The 15,509-nt window shown below is 59.0% G+C and carries 13 protein-coding genes and 3 tRNA genes; 6 read left to right on the top strand and 10 right to left on the bottom strand.

Annotated features, from left to right (window positions below; translation table 11 throughout):
• Positions 1–11: 11 nt before the first annotated feature.
• Both ychF and F6V30_RS11485 read left to right on the top strand, forming a co-directional pair.
• Entirely contained in the window at positions 12–1,106 is a 1,095-nt protein-coding gene (ychF, locus tag F6V30_RS11490; RefSeq protein ID WP_151157101.1) for a redox-regulated ATPase YchF, read from the top strand.
• Positions 1,107–1,336: 230 nt separating this feature from the next.
• The gene (locus F6V30_RS11485) at positions 1,337–2,710 is read left to right on the top strand and encodes a sigma-54-dependent transcriptional regulator (RefSeq protein WP_151157100.1); all 1,374 of its coding nucleotides are present in this window, start codon (positions 1,337–1,339) and stop codon (positions 2,708–2,710) included.
• Positions 2,711–2,774: 64 nt separating this feature from the next.
• On the opposite strand, the gene F6V30_RS11480 is transcribed toward F6V30_RS11485, so the two are convergent.
• On the bottom strand, positions 2,775–2,960 hold the full coding sequence (locus tag F6V30_RS11480; protein WP_151157099.1) for a hypothetical protein: 186 nt from the start codon (positions 2,958–2,960) through the stop codon (positions 2,775–2,777).
• 248 nt (positions 2,961–3,208) lie between these two features.
• Positions 3,209–4,219, bottom strand: a complete 1,011-nt coding sequence (gene amrS / locus F6V30_RS11475; RefSeq protein WP_151157098.1) for an AmmeMemoRadiSam system radical SAM enzyme — start codon at positions 4,217–4,219, stop codon at positions 3,209–3,211.
• 548 nt (positions 4,220–4,767) lie between these two features.
• Between amrS and F6V30_RS11470 the strand changes: the two genes are divergently transcribed.
• Together F6V30_RS11470 and F6V30_RS11465 are read left to right on the top strand one after the other, a co-directional pair.
• Positions 4,768–5,775: a hypothetical protein gene (locus F6V30_RS11470; protein WP_151157097.1), complete on the top strand. Its 1,008-nt coding sequence runs from the start codon at positions 4,768–4,770 to the stop codon at positions 5,773–5,775.
• Between the two features lie 52 nt (positions 5,776–5,827).
• Positions 5,828–6,274 (top strand): heme-binding domain-containing protein, encoded by a 447-nt coding sequence (locus F6V30_RS11465; protein WP_151157096.1) that lies wholly within the window; start codon positions 5,828–5,830, stop codon positions 6,272–6,274.
• Positions 6,275–6,371: 97 nt separating this feature from the next.
• Here the strand turns inward: F6V30_RS11465 and yfbR are convergent, their stop codons facing one another.
• From yfbR to F6V30_RS11450, 3 genes are all read right to left on the bottom strand, one after another.
• On the bottom strand, positions 6,372–6,980 hold the full coding sequence (gene yfbR, locus F6V30_RS11460; protein ID WP_151157095.1) for a 5'-deoxynucleotidase: 609 nt from the start codon (positions 6,978–6,980) through the stop codon (positions 6,372–6,374).
• 3 nt (positions 6,981–6,983) lie between these two features.
• A complete protein-coding gene (locus tag F6V30_RS11455; RefSeq protein WP_151157094.1) occupies positions 6,984–8,126 on the bottom strand; it encodes a deoxyguanosinetriphosphate triphosphohydrolase in 1,143 nt (380 codons plus the stop codon).
• A 104-nt stretch (positions 8,127–8,230) separates the two neighbouring features.
• Positions 8,231–8,306: transfer RNA gene (locus F6V30_RS11450), tRNA-Ala, on the bottom strand.
• A 166-nt stretch (positions 8,307–8,472) separates the two neighbouring features.
• Here F6V30_RS11450 and F6V30_RS11445 point away from each other — a divergent pair.
• Positions 8,473–8,559: transfer RNA gene (locus F6V30_RS11445), tRNA-Leu, on the top strand.
• A gap of 217 nt (positions 8,560–8,776) precedes the next feature.
• Here F6V30_RS11445 and F6V30_RS11440 read toward each other — a convergent pair.
• Positions 8,777–9,886, bottom strand: a complete 1,110-nt coding sequence (locus F6V30_RS11440) for a 6-phosphofructokinase (protein ID WP_151157093.1) — start codon at positions 9,884–9,886, stop codon at positions 8,777–8,779.
• A gap of 63 nt (positions 9,887–9,949) precedes the next feature.
• On the bottom strand, positions 9,950–12,523 hold the full coding sequence (locus F6V30_RS11435; RefSeq protein ID WP_191965665.1) for a PAS domain-containing protein: 2,574 nt from the start codon (positions 12,521–12,523) through the stop codon (positions 9,950–9,952).
• A 315-nt stretch (positions 12,524–12,838) separates the two neighbouring features.
• On the opposite strand from F6V30_RS11435, the gene F6V30_RS11430 reads away from it, so the two are divergent.
• On the top strand, positions 12,839–13,240 hold the full coding sequence (locus tag F6V30_RS11430; protein ID WP_151157092.1) for a hypothetical protein: 402 nt from the start codon (positions 12,839–12,841) through the stop codon (positions 13,238–13,240).
• Positions 13,241–13,248: 8 nt separating this feature from the next.
• Here the strand turns inward: F6V30_RS11430 and F6V30_RS11425 are convergent, their stop codons facing one another.
• The 3 genes from F6V30_RS11425 to F6V30_RS11415 all read right to left on the bottom strand — a co-directional run bounded on the left by F6V30_RS11425 (position 13,249) and on the right by F6V30_RS11415 (position 15,444).
• Positions 13,249–13,491, bottom strand: a complete 243-nt coding sequence (locus tag F6V30_RS11425) for a hypothetical protein (protein WP_151157091.1) — start codon at positions 13,489–13,491, stop codon at positions 13,249–13,251.
• 478 nt (positions 13,492–13,969) lie between these two features.
• Positions 13,970–15,160, bottom strand: coding sequence for a conjugal transfer protein TraF (traF, locus tag F6V30_RS11420; protein WP_151157090.1), 1,191 nt, complete (start codon positions 15,158–15,160; stop codon positions 13,970–13,972).
• A 208-nt stretch (positions 15,161–15,368) separates the two neighbouring features.
• Positions 15,369–15,444: transfer RNA gene (locus F6V30_RS11415), tRNA-His, on the bottom strand.
• Between the last annotated feature and the right edge of the window lie 65 nt (positions 15,445–15,509).

Genomic DNA, 15,509 nt, shown 5'->3' with positions numbered 1-15,509 from the left:
AAGGTGAAATCATGGGTTTTAACTGCGGTATCGTCGGGCTGCCCAACGTGGGCAAGTCCACCATCTTCAACGCACTGACCTCGGCCGGCGCCGAATCGGCCAACTACCCCTTCTGCACCATCGACCCGAACGTGGGGATCGTACAGGTGCCCGACCCGCGCATGGATCAGCTCTCGGCCATTGTCAAACCGCAGAAGATCCAGCCCACCACCATCGAGTTCGTGGACATCGCCGGCCTGGTCAAGGGGGCCAGTTCGGGAGAGGGGCTCGGCAACCAGTTTCTGGGCCACATCCGCAGCGTGGACGCCATCGTCCATGTGGTGCGCTGTTTTGACGACGATAATGTGGTGCATGTCAGCGGCCGCGTCTCGCCGGCCGACGACATCGAAGTGATCAACACCGAACTGGCCCTGGCCGATCTGGACACGGTGGACAAGAAGATCCTGCGGGCCGACAAGATGGCGCGTAGCGGGGACAAGAAGGCCAAGGACGAGGTCGCCTTCTACCAACGGGTCAAAGGGCTTCTGGAACAGGTCAAGAAACTCCACGGCGTGGCGGAAAACGAGGACGAGCGGCTCTGGCTGCGGGACCTGCACCTCTTGACCGACAAACCGGTCCTGTACGTGGCCAATGTGGCCGAGGACGACCTGGGCGGCGAGCACCCCTTTGTGGCTCAGGTACGTGAGATCGCCGGGGCGGAAGGCGCCGGGGCGGTGGTGATCTGCGGCAAGCTCGAAGCCGAGATATCGGAATTGGAGGGAGAGGAAAAACAGGCTTTCCTCCACGACATGGGGCTGGCGGAAGCGGGTCTGGACCGCCTGATCCGCAGCGGCTACGAACTGCTGGGGCTGATCACCTATTTCACCGCCGGCGTCAAGGAAGTGCGGGCCTGGACCATCGTCAACGGCACCAAGGCTCCCCAGGCTGCCGGTGTGATCCATTCCGACTTTGAAAAGGGGTTTATCCGGGCCGAGGTGATCGCCTATGCCGACTACATCTCGTGCAACGGCGAAGCCGGGGCCAAGGAAAAGGGGCTCATGCGCCTGGAAGGCAAGGAGTACGTGGTGAAGGACGGCGATGTGATGCATTTCCGCTTCAACGTTTGAAAGGTTGTTGAAAAACTGCCATCAGGCCTTCGTCCTCGAAAGCCCTTTTGTGACTGAGGCCTTTGGCCTCACCCTTCGGGCGCCTTCGCGGTCCAATTTCACGAGTGAAATTGTGCGGCGTAGCGCTGCTACGCCTCCGCAGGGCTTTCTACGGGTGCGACGATCTGACTATTTTTGAACAACCCAGGGGGTTCAATAGCCTGTTAAAAGGTTTAGTTGAGGTTGCTACGATGACACACGACACCCGCATCCTCCTGATCGACGACGACGACTCCGGGCGCGAGGCCCTGGAACTGCTCCTGAAGTCGATCGGGTACAGCGTCGCCTCGGCAGCCACCGGCGAGGCGGCCCTCGAACTCATGGCCCAGGAGCCGTTCAAACTGATCGTCTCCGACCTGTTCCTGCCGGACAAAAGCGGGTTCGACATCCTGCAGAGCGCCCGCACCCTCTCCCCTTCCACCGAGGTCATCGTCATCACCGGCCATGCCTCCGCCGAAACCGCGGTGCGGGCCATGAAGGAAGGAGCCTGCGACTACATAACCAAACCGGTCAATTTCGACGAGCTGAAACTGGTCATCGGCAAAGCCCTGGAGAAGCAGCAACTCCTCTCCGAAAACATCTACCTGCGCAAGCAACTCCAGAAGCGTTTCGAGTTCAGCAACATCATCGGCAGTTCCCCGGCCATGACCCTGGTCTTCGAACGGATGACCCGCATCGTCAAGACCGACTCGACCGTATTGATCAGCGGAGAATCGGGCACCGGCAAGGAGTTGGTGGCCCGGGCCCTCCACTACAACGGCAACCGCCGGGATAAACCGTTCATTGCCGTCAACTGCAGCGCCATACCGGAGGCCCTGCTGGAGAGCGAACTGTTCGGTCATGTGCGCGGCGCCTTCACCGGCGCCATCAAGGACAAGGCCGGCAAATTCGAGGCGGCCAATCACGGGACCATCTTCCTGGACGAGATCGGGACCATGCCCCAGCACCTGCAAACCAAGCTGCTGCGCGTCATCCAGGAGCAGGAACTGGAACGGGTCGGTTCAAACAAACCGGTCAAGCTGGACGTGCGGATCATCTCGGCCACCAACCTGGACCTGGAGCAGCAGGTCCGCCAGAACAAGTTCCGCGAAGACCTCTTCTACCGGCTCAATGTCATTCCCCTGCACCTCCCTCCCCTGCGGGAACGCCAGTCCGACATCATGGCGCTGGTGGAACATTTCCTGGTGAAATGCTGCCGCGTGATGTCGCGCACCCCCATGACCATCAACAAGCACGCCCTGGAGGCGTTGGAAGAGTATGCCTGGCCGGGCAACGTGCGGGAATTGGAAAACATGGTGGAACGGCTGGTGGCCCTGACGGAGGGGGACGTTATCCGCTATGAAGACCTCCCGCCAGGGATCAGCGGCCAGAGGCTGGCATCGGGCGGACCGTACCTCGAACTGACCGAACAGGGGATCAACATGGTCGATTCCCTGACCGCCATCGAAAAATCATTGATCTCGCAAGCCATGGCCATGGCCAAGGGGGTGAAGGCAAAGGCTGCCGCACTGCTCGGCATCAACCGGACAACCCTGGTCGAAAAGATGAAACGCCTCAGCATGTAGGGCTACGGATCGTCGCTGTCGGCAAACGACGGCGTACTGACGTTACGGTAACAGTATCGTCCGGCTATATGCGTTTTCCCTTTGGGACGATGTGTTTCAGTTTTTTTGAGCAATCATAATACGTCTGCTTTATGATCCCCCGCTTCTCTTTGAGATCCTTCTTAGCGGCTTCCTCCTCTATCAGGATTTCGGCTTCCCTTGTCAGCCCCTCGATTTTTTTCTCCTCTTTTTCATCTGCCCCAACTGTCATTTAGACCACCTCCCTGATTGACGTCCCTGCCATTTTCTGTCCGGATATGGTTAAAGGTATCTCTCGCCATTGCAATGTCAAGGCGGCGCTGAACGTTATCACGTTTCTTCGGCGGATCGTGAGCGGGGCGACGCTGCAGGCCACACCAGCCGAATGCCGGACATGCGGCTTTGTTTTCAACCGGCGCGGCGCGAGCGGCCGCCACCTCCAGCCAGGTGCCCGATCTGCGGCGCGCTCCACCATGCGCATCAGATGCCGATGCCGGCGATGGCGGCACCGCAATCGGGACAGGCTCCATTGCGAATCCTGTTGGTGCCTATGGAAAAACCGTAACGCTCGATCAGCAGTGTTGCACAGGAGGGGCACCGGGTGTTCTCACCGCCTTCGCCGGGCACGTTGCCTTCGTAAACATAGCGCAGCCCGGCGGCGCGGCCGATCTCCCGCGCCTTTCGCAAGGTATCCACGGGCGTTCGCGGGCGGTCGGTCAACTGGTAGGTGGGGTAGAACTGGGTCACATGCCACGGGGTGTCGACCCCAAGGTTGTCAACGATGAACGCCGTTATGCCCTGCAACTCGGCGTCAGAGTCGTTGAGCCCCGGGATAATCAGGGTGGTGAGTTCAATCCAGATCCCCTGGTTGCGATGTTGGATGATCGAGTCGAGGACTTCGGAGAGACGGGCATGGACAACGTCGCGGTAAAAACTTTCGGAGAAGCCCTTCAGGTCGATGTTGACGGCATCCAGGTATGGCGTGATCATCGCCAGCGCCTCTTTGCTGATATAGCCGTTGGTGACGAAAATATTGCGCAGCCCCGCCTCCTTGGCGAGGCGGGCGGTATCGTAGGCGAACTCGAAGAAGATGGTCGGCTCGGTATAGGTGTAGGAGATAGAACGACAGTCGTTCTTCCTGGCCCTCTGAACGATCTCCTGCGGGGTCTGCTCCACGCCCGTGATCGGTTCATCCCGTCCCACCTGGGAAATGGAGTAGTTCTGGCAGTGGCGGCAGCGGAAGTTGCACCCCACCGTTGCAATGGAATACGACCTGCTTCCCGGCATGACATGGAAGAGCGGTTTTTTTTCGATTGGATCAACATGCTCGGCACAGAGTTTACCGTAGACCAGGCTGTACAGGGTCCCCCCCCGGTTCTCCCGGACCCCGCAGATGCCCCGCGCCCCATCGGCGATCAGGCATCGGAAGCGGCAAAGGCCGCAGCGCACCCGGCTGTCTTCTTCCCGTTCATAAAACAGCGCTTCCTTCATGGTCTCCTCCTGTGCGCCCGGTGCCATTGCCGCATGAAGTTGCTCCGGCCGGGGGGGCAACGCCGAGGGCCGATATCTCGCTCGTGCTGCAGCCCCGCCGTGATGATCGCCAAGCCATCTGCGTGGCCGCGGACATTCTGCCCGGCACGTACGGCCTGTTTTAACTATACTGCAAGAACACCGGCACGCAATCGATCACGCGACGCACGGCCTTCACCATCATTATCATAAAATCTGCGCCCGATAATCGGTGTAATTACGTGGCATTGGCGCGGTTTCCAACGTAGTGCATGACTAGCCGCAAAATGCGGGAATTTTATTGCCTAGACTTGTGAGAACATAATTGTTATTTTGTCAGATTGTAAAATTTCAACCTGTATTCCCGGAAATGCGACTCTGCAGAAGCAGCGGATTACGCTGCAGTTTGGTAGGAACGTAATGGGCTGCCGCAAATTATCGCCCGGAATCACCTGAAAAATACCATTGGTCCTGTGATGCGACACCTTCCGTTCACGATAGGCCGTATCATGGAGCCCCAGGAGTTCAAGATGAAACGCAAAGCACTGGCCCTCCTCTCTGGCGGGCTCGATTCCACCCTTGCCGTCAAGTTGATGCTCGACCTGGGCATTGACGTGGAGGCCCTCAACTTTACCTCCCCCTTCTGTACCTGCACCGGAAAGAACGCCGGCTGCAAGTCCGAGGCGGTCCGGGTGGCCGAGGAGTTCCAGATCCCCATCAAGGTCATGAACAAGGGGCTCGACTACCTGGAGGTGGTCCGCAATCCGCGCCACGGCTACGGCAAGGGGATCAACCCCTGCATCGATTGCCGCATCTACCTGCTGCGCAAGGCCAAGGAATACATGGCCGAGAGCGGCGCCGACTTCGTTTTCACCGGAGAGGTGCTCGGACAGCGGCCCATGAGCCAGCGCCGCGATGCCATGCGGGTGATCGAGCGGGAAAGCGGCCTGGAAGACCTGCTGCTGCGTCCGTTGTCGGCCCATTTCCTCCCTCCGACCCTCCCCGAGCGTGAGGGGTGGATCGACCGGGAAAAACTCCTCGCCATCAGGGGACGCTCCCGCAAGGATCAGATTCAGCTCGCCGACGAGATGGACGTGAGGAACTACCCCTGCCCCGCCGGCGGTTGCCTGTTGACCGAGCTTTCCTTCGTTCCCAAGGTCCGGGATATCTTCGACCACAGCGACGAGCTCAACCTGCGGGATTGCCGTCTGCTCAAGATCGGCCGCCACTTCCGCATCGGAGCGCGCACCAAGGTCATCATCGGACGCAACGAGGCGGATAACAATCTCCTGGAAAACGTTATGCAGACGGGCGAGACGGCCATTACCTGGATGGACGGCAATACGCCCGCAGGGGTCATCATCGGCGATCAGGACCCCGCCGGCATCGGGCTGGCGGCGCGCATCCTTTTGCGCTACACCAAGGCCGAGCAGACCGCCGCCTGCCGGGTCAAAGTCCGCTGCAACGGCGCCGAAGAGATCATCACCGTTGCGAACGACCTGAACGAGGCGGCAGTCACCCCGTACCTTATCGCGTAATTCCGGGCCGACGCAGCAATCAGACGACCCTATTCCACAAAGGAGCATACCCATGAGCATCGTCAGGAAGTCATTGGTCATCATCATCGTCCTTGCCGCGGCCGCACAACTGGTACCTTACGGGAAGGATCATACAAACCCGCTGTTAGTCCGTGAACCGGCCTGGGACAGCCCAGCCACGCACGACCTCGCAAAACAGGCCTGCTTCGACTGCCACAGCAACGAAACCGTCTGGCCCTGGTATTCACGGATTGCACCGATCTCCTGGCTGGTCTACCACGATGTGGCCGAAGCCAGGCAGGAACTGAATTTCTCCGCCTGGCAGGGGGGCGCGGGCAAGGGCGAGAAGCCCGAGAGGGTGGCCAAAGAGCTGGAGTCCGGGGATATGCCGCCGCTCCAGTACCGCCTCGCCCATCCGCATGCCATCCTGGATGCCGCCTCGCGGAAGGCCCTGCTTCAAGGCTTGACGGCAACCATCAAGGGGTCGGCCGACCGCTGACCCGGCTCAAGTACCTTGATCCCCTCATACACAAAAAAACGCGCCCGGCAGACATACCGGACGCGTTTTTTTGTTGCCGCAACACTCCCGGCGGCACTTACCCCAGACGCAACTCGTCCAGGGACAGCCGGTAGCCGGGCAGGAATTTTTCCAGAAAGTAGCGCACCTCGGGCAGCGGGCTCTTGGAGAGCGCCTCCAGGTGTTCGGCCCCGGCCCGCCGGAATTCGAGGTTGCCGGATTTATCCTCTTCGATGCACTTGGCCAGGGCGGCGATCTTGTCGGCAGCCTTGACCAGGGCACGGTACTCCTCATCCCCCTCGAAAAAGAAAAGCGGCTCGTATTCCTTGGCCAGTTCGGGAGGCAGCATGGCCAGGAGCTTGCGGCGCGCCCGGTCCTCCAACTGGTGGAAGGAGCGCTTGAAATTGGGGTTGAAGTGCTTGACCGGCGTGGGCATGTCGCCGGTGAAGATCTCGCTGGCATCGTGAAAGATACCGAAGAGCGCGGCCCGTGCAGGGTCCAGGTCGCCCTTGAAATAGGTCTTGCGGATCATGGCCAGGGCGTGGGCGATCACCGCCACATCCAGGCTGTGCTCCTGGATGTTTTCCGGCACGGTATTGCGCATCAGGCCCCAGCGGCTGATATAGCGCATGCGCGCCAAAAAGGCGAAAAAATCGTAGGTGCCGTCCTGTTTCTCTGTCCGCTGCATCCCTTAGCCCCGCTCGTACGGCTCGAAGAGCCGCTTGTATTCATCCAGCGCAAACCGGTCGGTCATGCCGGCGATATAATCGCAGACCACCCGTTCCAGACCGAAACGGTCGAACCGCGCCCGGTATTTGGGGGGCAGCAGGTTCGGAAAACGGATATAGGTCTCGAACAGCCGGGTGATGAAGATCTCCGACTTGACCCGCATCTTATCGACCTTGTAATGGCGGTAGAGGTGCTCGAACAGGAACCGCTTCAGCTCCATATTCTGCACCGTGATGCCGTCGCTGAAATGCACCAGGGAACGGTTGGCCCGCCGCAGATCGTCCAGCGATACGATGGCGTACCGCTCCAGGTTGGCAACGACGGTGGCACAGATATCGACGATCAACAGGCCGATCAGGGCGCTGATGGTCTGGTACATCAGGCGTTTGGTGTCGATGGCCGGGTATTTCCGGCGTATCCCGTCGCTGGCTTGACGCCAGATATCCACATGTTCCAGCATCTCCAGGGTGATGTACCCGGACTTGAGGCCGTCGTCGATATCGTGGTTATTGTAGGCGATCTCGTCGGCATAGTTGATGATCTGGGCTTCCAGGGAGGGAACGATGCCGGGCATGAACCCGGCCATGATCTCCGACGGGGCATCGTAGGGGCTGGAATGCTTGATGATCCCCTCACGCAGTTCCCAGGTCAGGTTCAGGCCGTTGAATTCGGGATAACGCTCCTCCAGCTCATCCACCGTGCGGAAGGATTGCAGGTTATGCTCGAAGCCGCCATGCCCCGCCATGAGCCGGTTCAGCACCTCCTCCCCCGTATGCCCGAAGGGGGTGTGTCCCAGGTCGTGGGCCAGGGCCAGCGCCTCGGTCAATTCCTCGTTCAGGTGCAGACGGCGCGCGATGGCGCGGCCGATCTGGGCCACCTCCAGGGAATGGGTCAGGCGGGTGCGGTAATAGTCCCCCTCGTGGTTGACGAACACCTGGGTTTTGTATTCCAGGCGCCGGAAGGCGGCGCAGTGGATGATACGGTCCCGGTCCCGCTCGAAAGCCGGGCGGTCGTCGCGAAATTCCTCGACATGCTTCCGGCCGCGCGACTGGGCGCTGGTGCAGGCGTAGCCGGCCAGATCGGTGCGTTCGGCGGATATGGACATGGCATGACCTCGTGGAATGGAGGCGTTTTTGTCACCTGGTGACAAAAAGCGTCAAATCGGAACAGAAAAAGGGGCTAGGCGTATCGCCTAACCCCTTGAATTTCTGGTGGAGCTGAACAGGATCGAACTGTCGACCTCTTGAATGCCATTCAAGCGCTCTCCCAACTGAGCTACAGCCCCATTGACTAAGGAAGTAATTAACTACCAGATGACGCCGTCACTGTCAATACTATTTTGATTTTTTTGCAGGATTTTTTTCGAGGGTGGCGCCCCGCCCCTCTGAGCCGTGGAATCCCGGTATTTATTCTTGACGCGCAACAAAGCTTACAGTATAGTGCCGAGACCTGCCGGAGTGGTGAAATTGGTAGACGCACTGGACTCAAAATCCAGCGCCCGCAAGGGCATGCCGGTTCGACCCCGGCCTCCGGCACCATCGATAAATAAAGGCTTTGCGGGTTTTCCCGCAAAGCCTTTTCCTTTGGTCAATAGCAAAGATGTCAGATATTCGTTTCATGTTTATCATCTTTTCATTCAGTATTCTTACCACATTCTTGGGAAGATTGGGAACATCTCAGCTTTTCTGCCGCTACCCTTAACACCACGCTAGTAAATACGTGAAGTCCATATTTTATGCTTTGCCTCCCCTCCACTCAATCCCCAAAACAAGTATGCACGCTGCGGGCGCTCTTGACCCAGTCGTGATCCAGCGGCACGGTCTTGCGCTTCCCCACCACGTCCTTGAGCGGCACCGCCTTGACGCCGTCGCCCCGCGCGGCCACCATGACGCCGAATTCGCCCTTGTTGATGAGGTCGGCGCAGGCCGTCCCCAGGCGTGTAGCCAGCAGACGATACCCCGCCGAAGGCGTCCCGCCGCGCTGCAAGTACCCCAGGATCGTGAGGCGCGATTCCAGGCCGGTGAGCTCTTCCAACTGCCGGGCCAGTTGCAGGCTGTTGCCCGGCTTGCTGTCGGCGATCCGTTCCAGGGCCTGCTGTTTTTGCTCCTTTTTCTTTTTGTCCTTGCCCTTGCCGCCTTCGGCCAGCCTGGCGGCGTCTTCCCGGGAAACGGCGCCTTCGGCCACGGCAACGATGCTGAACCCCTGCCCGCTGTGACTGCGGCGCATGATTGCCGCGGCGACCTGTTTCACATCGTACGGTATTTCCGGGATCAAAATGACATCGGCCCCGCCGGCAATGCCGGCCCCCAAGGCCAGCCAGCCCGCCTTGTTGCCCATCAACTCCAAGACGAGGATGCGATGGTGGCTGTGGGCGGTACTGTGCAAACGATCCACCGCTTCCGTGGCAATGCCGAGTGCGGTGTCGTAGCCAAAGGAGACATCGGTCAGGGCCACGTCGTTGTCGATGGTCTTGGGCAGGGTAATCACATTCAGCCCCTGCTTCATCAGATGATAGGCGTTCTTCTGCGTACCGCCGCCCCCCAGGCAGACCAGCGCATCCAGATGGTGCTTGCGATAGTTTTCCACAATGACGCCGGTCATATCCATCAGTTTTCCGGCAACGGGCATGGCGTAGGGCTTGTCGCGGCTCGTGCCCAGGATGGTGCCGCCCAAGGTGAGAATGCCCGAGAGCGCGCCCGAATCCAGCAATTGCGTCCGGTTTTCCATCATGCCGCGAAAGCCGTCGCGGAACCCGATCACCTTCATGCCGTACCGTCCCAGGAGCGCCTTGCCGACCCCTCGGATTGCCGCATTCAGCCCAGGGCTGTCGCCACCGGAAGTCAAGATGCCAATCATTTTGCTCATGGTTTGCCGGCCTTTCCCCTCTGAATCCCCGATCTCCGCTTTTACAGCTTCCCCTCTAGCGCCTCACCTGTCCAGCACCTCCCGCACCTTGGCCGCCAAATCGGGCAGGGAAAACGGCTTCGAGATAAAGTGCACCCCTTCGTCCAGAACACCGCGATGGACAATGACATTCGCCGTATATCCCGACATGAACAGGCACTTTATCTCCGGGCAGAGCGGCGCCAGATTTCCGGACAGTTCCCGTCCGTTCATCCCGGGCATGACCACATCGGTCATGAGGAGGTGGATCGGGACGGTGCTCTCCCGGGCAAGCCGGATCGCCTCGTCCGGGCCGCCAGCGGCCAGAACGGCGTATCCCAGTTTTTCCAGCAGGAGCTTCGTCATGACCAGGATGCTCGTATCGTCCTCCACCAGCAGGATGGTCTCCTGCCCCCCGGAGAGCGGTTGTGCAGAGCCTTCAACCGGGACAGGCACCCCCGCGCCCTCGTACCGGGGCAGGTAGATCCTGAAGGTCGTCCCCTGGCCCAGCTCGCTGTAGCTGGTGATAAAACCGTTGTTCTGCCTGACGATGCCGTAGACCGTCGCCAGGCCCAGGCCGGTGCCCCGGCCGATCCCCTTGGTCGTGAAAAACGGTTCGAAGACATGCGCCATGGTTTCCTTGTCCATGCCGCAGCCATCGTCGCTCACGGCAAGCAACACGTACTCACCCGGAAGAAACCCCATGTGGGCGGCGCAATACTCCTGGTCGAAAATGCGGTTTCCGGTCTCGATGGTGATCTTGCCCACATCGGCGATGGCATCGCGGGCGTTGACGCACAGGTTTGCCAGAATCTGGTCGATCTGGGACGGGTCAAACTTGACCTGCCACAGGTTGTCTGCCGGCTTCCATGCGAGATCGATATCCTCGCCGATGAGGCGCCGCAGCATCTTGAGGGTGTTCTCCACAGCTCCATTCAGGTTCAGCACCTTGGGGGCAATGGTCTGCTTGCGGGCAAAGGCCAACAGCTGCTGCGTGAGATCGGCGGACTTCTGGGCGGCCTTGCGGATCTCCTCCAGCTTGGTCTGCAACGGGTGCGCCGCCCCCAACTCGGCGATCCCCATCTGGGCATACCCCAGAATGACCGTCAGCAAATTATTGAAGTCGTGGGCCACGCCGCCGGCCAGCCGGCCCACCGACTCCATCTTCTGGGCCTGCTGGAGTTGGGCCTCCAGGTTGGCCTTCTCCTCCTCGGCCCGTTTGAGCTCCGTGAAGTCGGCAACCAGCACAAAGAATCCCTGCGCCTTGCCCCCGACCAGATCAGGGACATAATGGGTCCAGGTGTAGCCCGTCTCGCCGTTCGGCTTTATCAGGGGCCTCTCGAAACGCTGCGGTTCTCCCCGCAGGGCGCTTTGAATGCGGGGTTCGTACTTGCGAAACTCCGCTTCCCCCATCAGTTCCTGGAGGCTAATCCCCATCATCTGTTCCGGGGTCTTGCCGAACCACTCCAGATACGCCTTATTGGCGAAACGGCAACGAAGCTCATCGGTCCAGTAGCTGACCATGCCGGGGAGTTGATCGTTCAGCGTCCGGAGGAACCGCTCGCTGGCGATCAGCTTTTCCTCAGCCTGCTTGCGCAACAGGGCCTCCCCGATGTTTTCGGCGACCCCCTCGAGCGTTTCTATGGCCTCAAGGGTAAAGCGCCCAGTCCTCCGGTCGTTCAGTTGCAACAGTCCGACAATGCGCCCCTTGGCCCGAATGGGAATCAGGGCGACCGATGCGAACCCCTGGTGTATGCACTCGTTGCGCGGGTTGCTCCGGGGGTCTTCGGCGGCAGGCGCATGGAGAAGGGGAAACGAGTCGTTGGTCCAGCAACTGCCACCCTTGGTAAAATTGGGGCTCGCGGCATCCCCCTTCCCGGTGATTACCAGCCCGCAGGTGCATTCCAGACAGACATCGCCGCGCTCGTCCCGGCAAATCCCCCCATCCCGCGTTCTGGTCAGAAGCGAATTTTCCTTGTGCAGGAATTCCTGGGAGAAACCTTCCTGGCAGAAGTAGGGGAAGTCGTCTTCGTCCTGCAGGCGAATGCCCACGGCATCAACCCCGGTCGCTGCTTTCACCAGGCCGATGACCTTCTGGATGGCCTCGCTCTGGTCCCCCTTTTCGTTCAGCACCCGCAGTATGTCCTGTCCCATGCTGCGGTAGGCTTCCGTCCTTTTGCGAGCCGTGATGTCACGCGCGACGTGAACGCAGGAGGTCAAGCCCCCCTCGGCATCATAGATCGGCGATACCGTCACCTCGAAAATGCCGTTCAGCCTCTTCTCTTCAACCTGCTCCGTATGCATGCACCCATCCTGCATCATCCTGACATGGGGACAACTCCCCGCCGAATCAGGCGATGCATGCATGACCTCATGACACTTCCGCCCGATCAGTTCTTCCGGGCGGAGACCGCAGCGGTCCGCCATGGCCCGGTTGACGCGCCGGATGGTGTAGTGGGCGTCAATGATCGTTATGAGGTCGGGGACGGCATCGAAGGTCTGTTCCCAATCCTGCCAGACTTGGTGGTTTTCATGCCGCTCGTCTTTCGGTTCGGGTGGCATGCGCGTGGCGCTGGCCGGTTCACCACCCATAGCCGGTAAGCTCGATTGATCATGCATGGAAGAAGCCCCTTGGCGGTATCGACGTGTCGATAGTAGTGCCAAGAACTTTATCAGATGATGGCGGAGATGCAAGAGCGGTTGTGCGCGGGACGGGGCGGGAATAGCCGCAGAACTGGCGTCGGCATGGGATGCGGGAGTCATGAACAGGGCCAAACTCCGGCCGGAGAAGGAATGAGGGCTTTGCCGGAATCCCCAGGGAAGCGTTTTCCTTTCGGACATCCGCAGGCGGGCATCCGGCCCATCCGCATCGTCTTCCCCCTTGAACGTCGGCGTTGCCCTGCTATACTAGGAGACTCACAACAAGGAGGCGTCATGCGCCATGCCGCATCCATACTGGCGGTTGCCACCATTCTTTTTGCCGGCTGCGTCTACAGGATCACACCCCAAAACGCCGAGCAGAAACTCATCGCGGGGAAAACGACCAAGCAGGAGGTGGTGAAGCTCTACGGCGCCCCCTACCTGAGGTACAAGACCCCCGGCATGTCCATGGCCTCGGGCAAAAAGGAATACCTGCTTCACGCGGGGGGCGAAATCTGGCTCTATTACATCCACTACCTGGGAATGCTCGACATCATGGAACAGGAGACCTTGCGCATCCTGTTCGACGAGAAGGGGATAGTATCGTCCTATACCTTTACCAACACCACCTCCGCCGCCCTTTTCCCGCAAAAGCCGCCGCTGCGATCACCCTCCCCCGCCCCGCTTCTCCGGTAATGCGGGCGTCACCGTTTGCGTCCCGCATACCATTTCCAATAGAACAGGAGCGATATCATCGGGATTGCGATCAAGGCCGCAATGATATACGGCACGATGATATCGATGTTCGCATCGAAAAACATGCTGCGCAGCTGGGGGGAACAGGAGGGGATGAGGCAGATGGTCGAGAGGTAGAGGCCGATGCACATGGTGATGATGGAGTTCAGGATCAACCAATGGAATATGGTTCTGTATTTGTCAGATTTCATGTCGTGCCTACCTTTACCACGGAGTAGCAGCAACGGATCCCGAAGCACGCGTCCATACACGTCCCCCTGATTGAGTAGCATTTGACATGCCAAGAACCTCTCCCGGTTCACCCGACCTTCAACACCCCGGTATTGCACATAAAAATACCCATTCCCCGCCCTGTGCATCGCCCGGCGCTGAATAGCTTCAAAATACCGATTAAAGCGGTCAACAATACACAACCGTGCGTAGTTGTTTGTTTTTATACATTTCACCGGATTCGGTGCTGTATAAATTATTTCTCACAGCTACCAGCTGCGGTATTGTTTGATGGTCAATGAGTGGCGAGAAGAGCGCGAAGGCAACAGAAAACCCTCCATGACGCGTCCGCATACTGCGGTGCGCCGTGGAGGGCTGCTATACGGGACTCTATTCAGCGAGGCGAGACTCCCCCGCGCACACCAGTGGGAGAGTCCCGTGATTCGAACCGGGGAGCGCCTAAAACGCAAGGTTCAGACTGCACTGGACCTTTGCCTCGGATGGATACGAGTGATTGTCGTATCTAACGGTGCCAAGGCCGTAAGCGCCGTCGATATCGAGGTATATCATCGGGGCGCCGACACTGAGACCGGCGGTCACGGCACCACCCGATTCGGAAAGATCGGTGTACCCGCCGGCACGGAGCTTGAGGGACTGGAAGGGGTGAAATTCCGCACCGCCACCCACTAGCTGGCTTTTCAGCCCTCGGACGACCGTGGTATTTTTGATCACGTCGATATCGGCGACCACATCCAGCCAGCTCGCGAGCTCCGCAGCGAACCCGGCACGGATTTGCGGATCCACGTTGAACTTGTCGCCGTTCTTTGCGGAAAACGAGGGGGCGTTGAGGTTTTTACCGATCAGGCCGACGGTAACCGGAAGCGGCAGAAGAGCTTCCGGTTTCCACATCACGCCGAGATCGACCCCCCATGAGGAAGAACCGTTACGGTTTCTGGACAGGTCCTTTGTCAGGTCTTTCGAGGAGAGGACCGTACCATTATCAAATATTTTCGGATTTTCCGAAGTAACCTCGCCATACAGGTATTTGCCGGTGATGCCGAGGCCGACGTGGCCCAACTTGCCCACATCCAGGAGATACCCGTACGATATGGGGGCTTCGATAAGCGCGATGCCGCGTGTCGTTACGTAGTCATTATTCAGCGACGTAGTAATACTGCCGGGAGGGTTTGTTGTGTCAACGGGAACGGTGTGCGGAACCGCTCCCCCTTCAAATGTTCCGAAGACGCCAAAACCGAACTGTTTGACCTGGGCGCCGAGAGCGGTGTTGGCGGTGACCCGGAGGTTGTCGGAAGCGGAGACATTGGCAACGGCATTGGCAAGGTTGTTGATGGCGGTTGTGTTTGACTGGTTGCTGTTCCAGGCCTTGTACGTTGTTGAAAGATTGTCGATATCCTCTGCCAGTTTCTTTTCCGGTTTAAGGCCGGCACCGGCAGTCAGAGACACGCTTACGCTCTTCTTCGCAAAGGCAAGGCCGGCGGGATTCCAGTACGGAGACAGGGCGCCGTCACTGCGAGCGACCCCGGCCCCTCCGACGCCGAGGGCGCCGCCTACCGCCTGAAATTCGAGAGCATACCCGCTCTTACAGAGGCTGAGGATCGCAAAAGCGGCTATTGCTGAACGTTTCATCATACAGTTTCACTCCTGGAGGTGAGATCAATGACGGCAAAATGCAGACACATGATTACCCATCTTGTAAGACACCAAGGCTCATATCGAGACAACGCTGTCGGATAAATTCACTGAAACTCATCTTTTACCTGCTTGCGTAGCTGTACAAAAAAAATCCCACAAAGGCCGAAATATTCTGCTTTTCAGGCCTTTGTGGGATGTGTTATTTTGGGGTGGCTAGTGGGATTTGAACCCACGCATGTACGAGTCACAGTCGTATGTGTTAACCGCTTCACCATAGCCACCATAAAAGAGTTTGTTTATATATCCCGAAACAGGAAACTCGTCAAGCCCAAAATCATGTGCCTGA

The sequence above is a fragment of the Oryzomonas sagensis genome (assembly GCF_008802355.1).
GTDB classification, from domain to species: domain Bacteria; phylum Desulfobacterota; class Desulfuromonadia; order Geobacterales; family Pseudopelobacteraceae; genus Oryzomonas; species Oryzomonas sagensis.
This window is presented reverse-complemented; position numbering and strand designations above follow the sequence as displayed.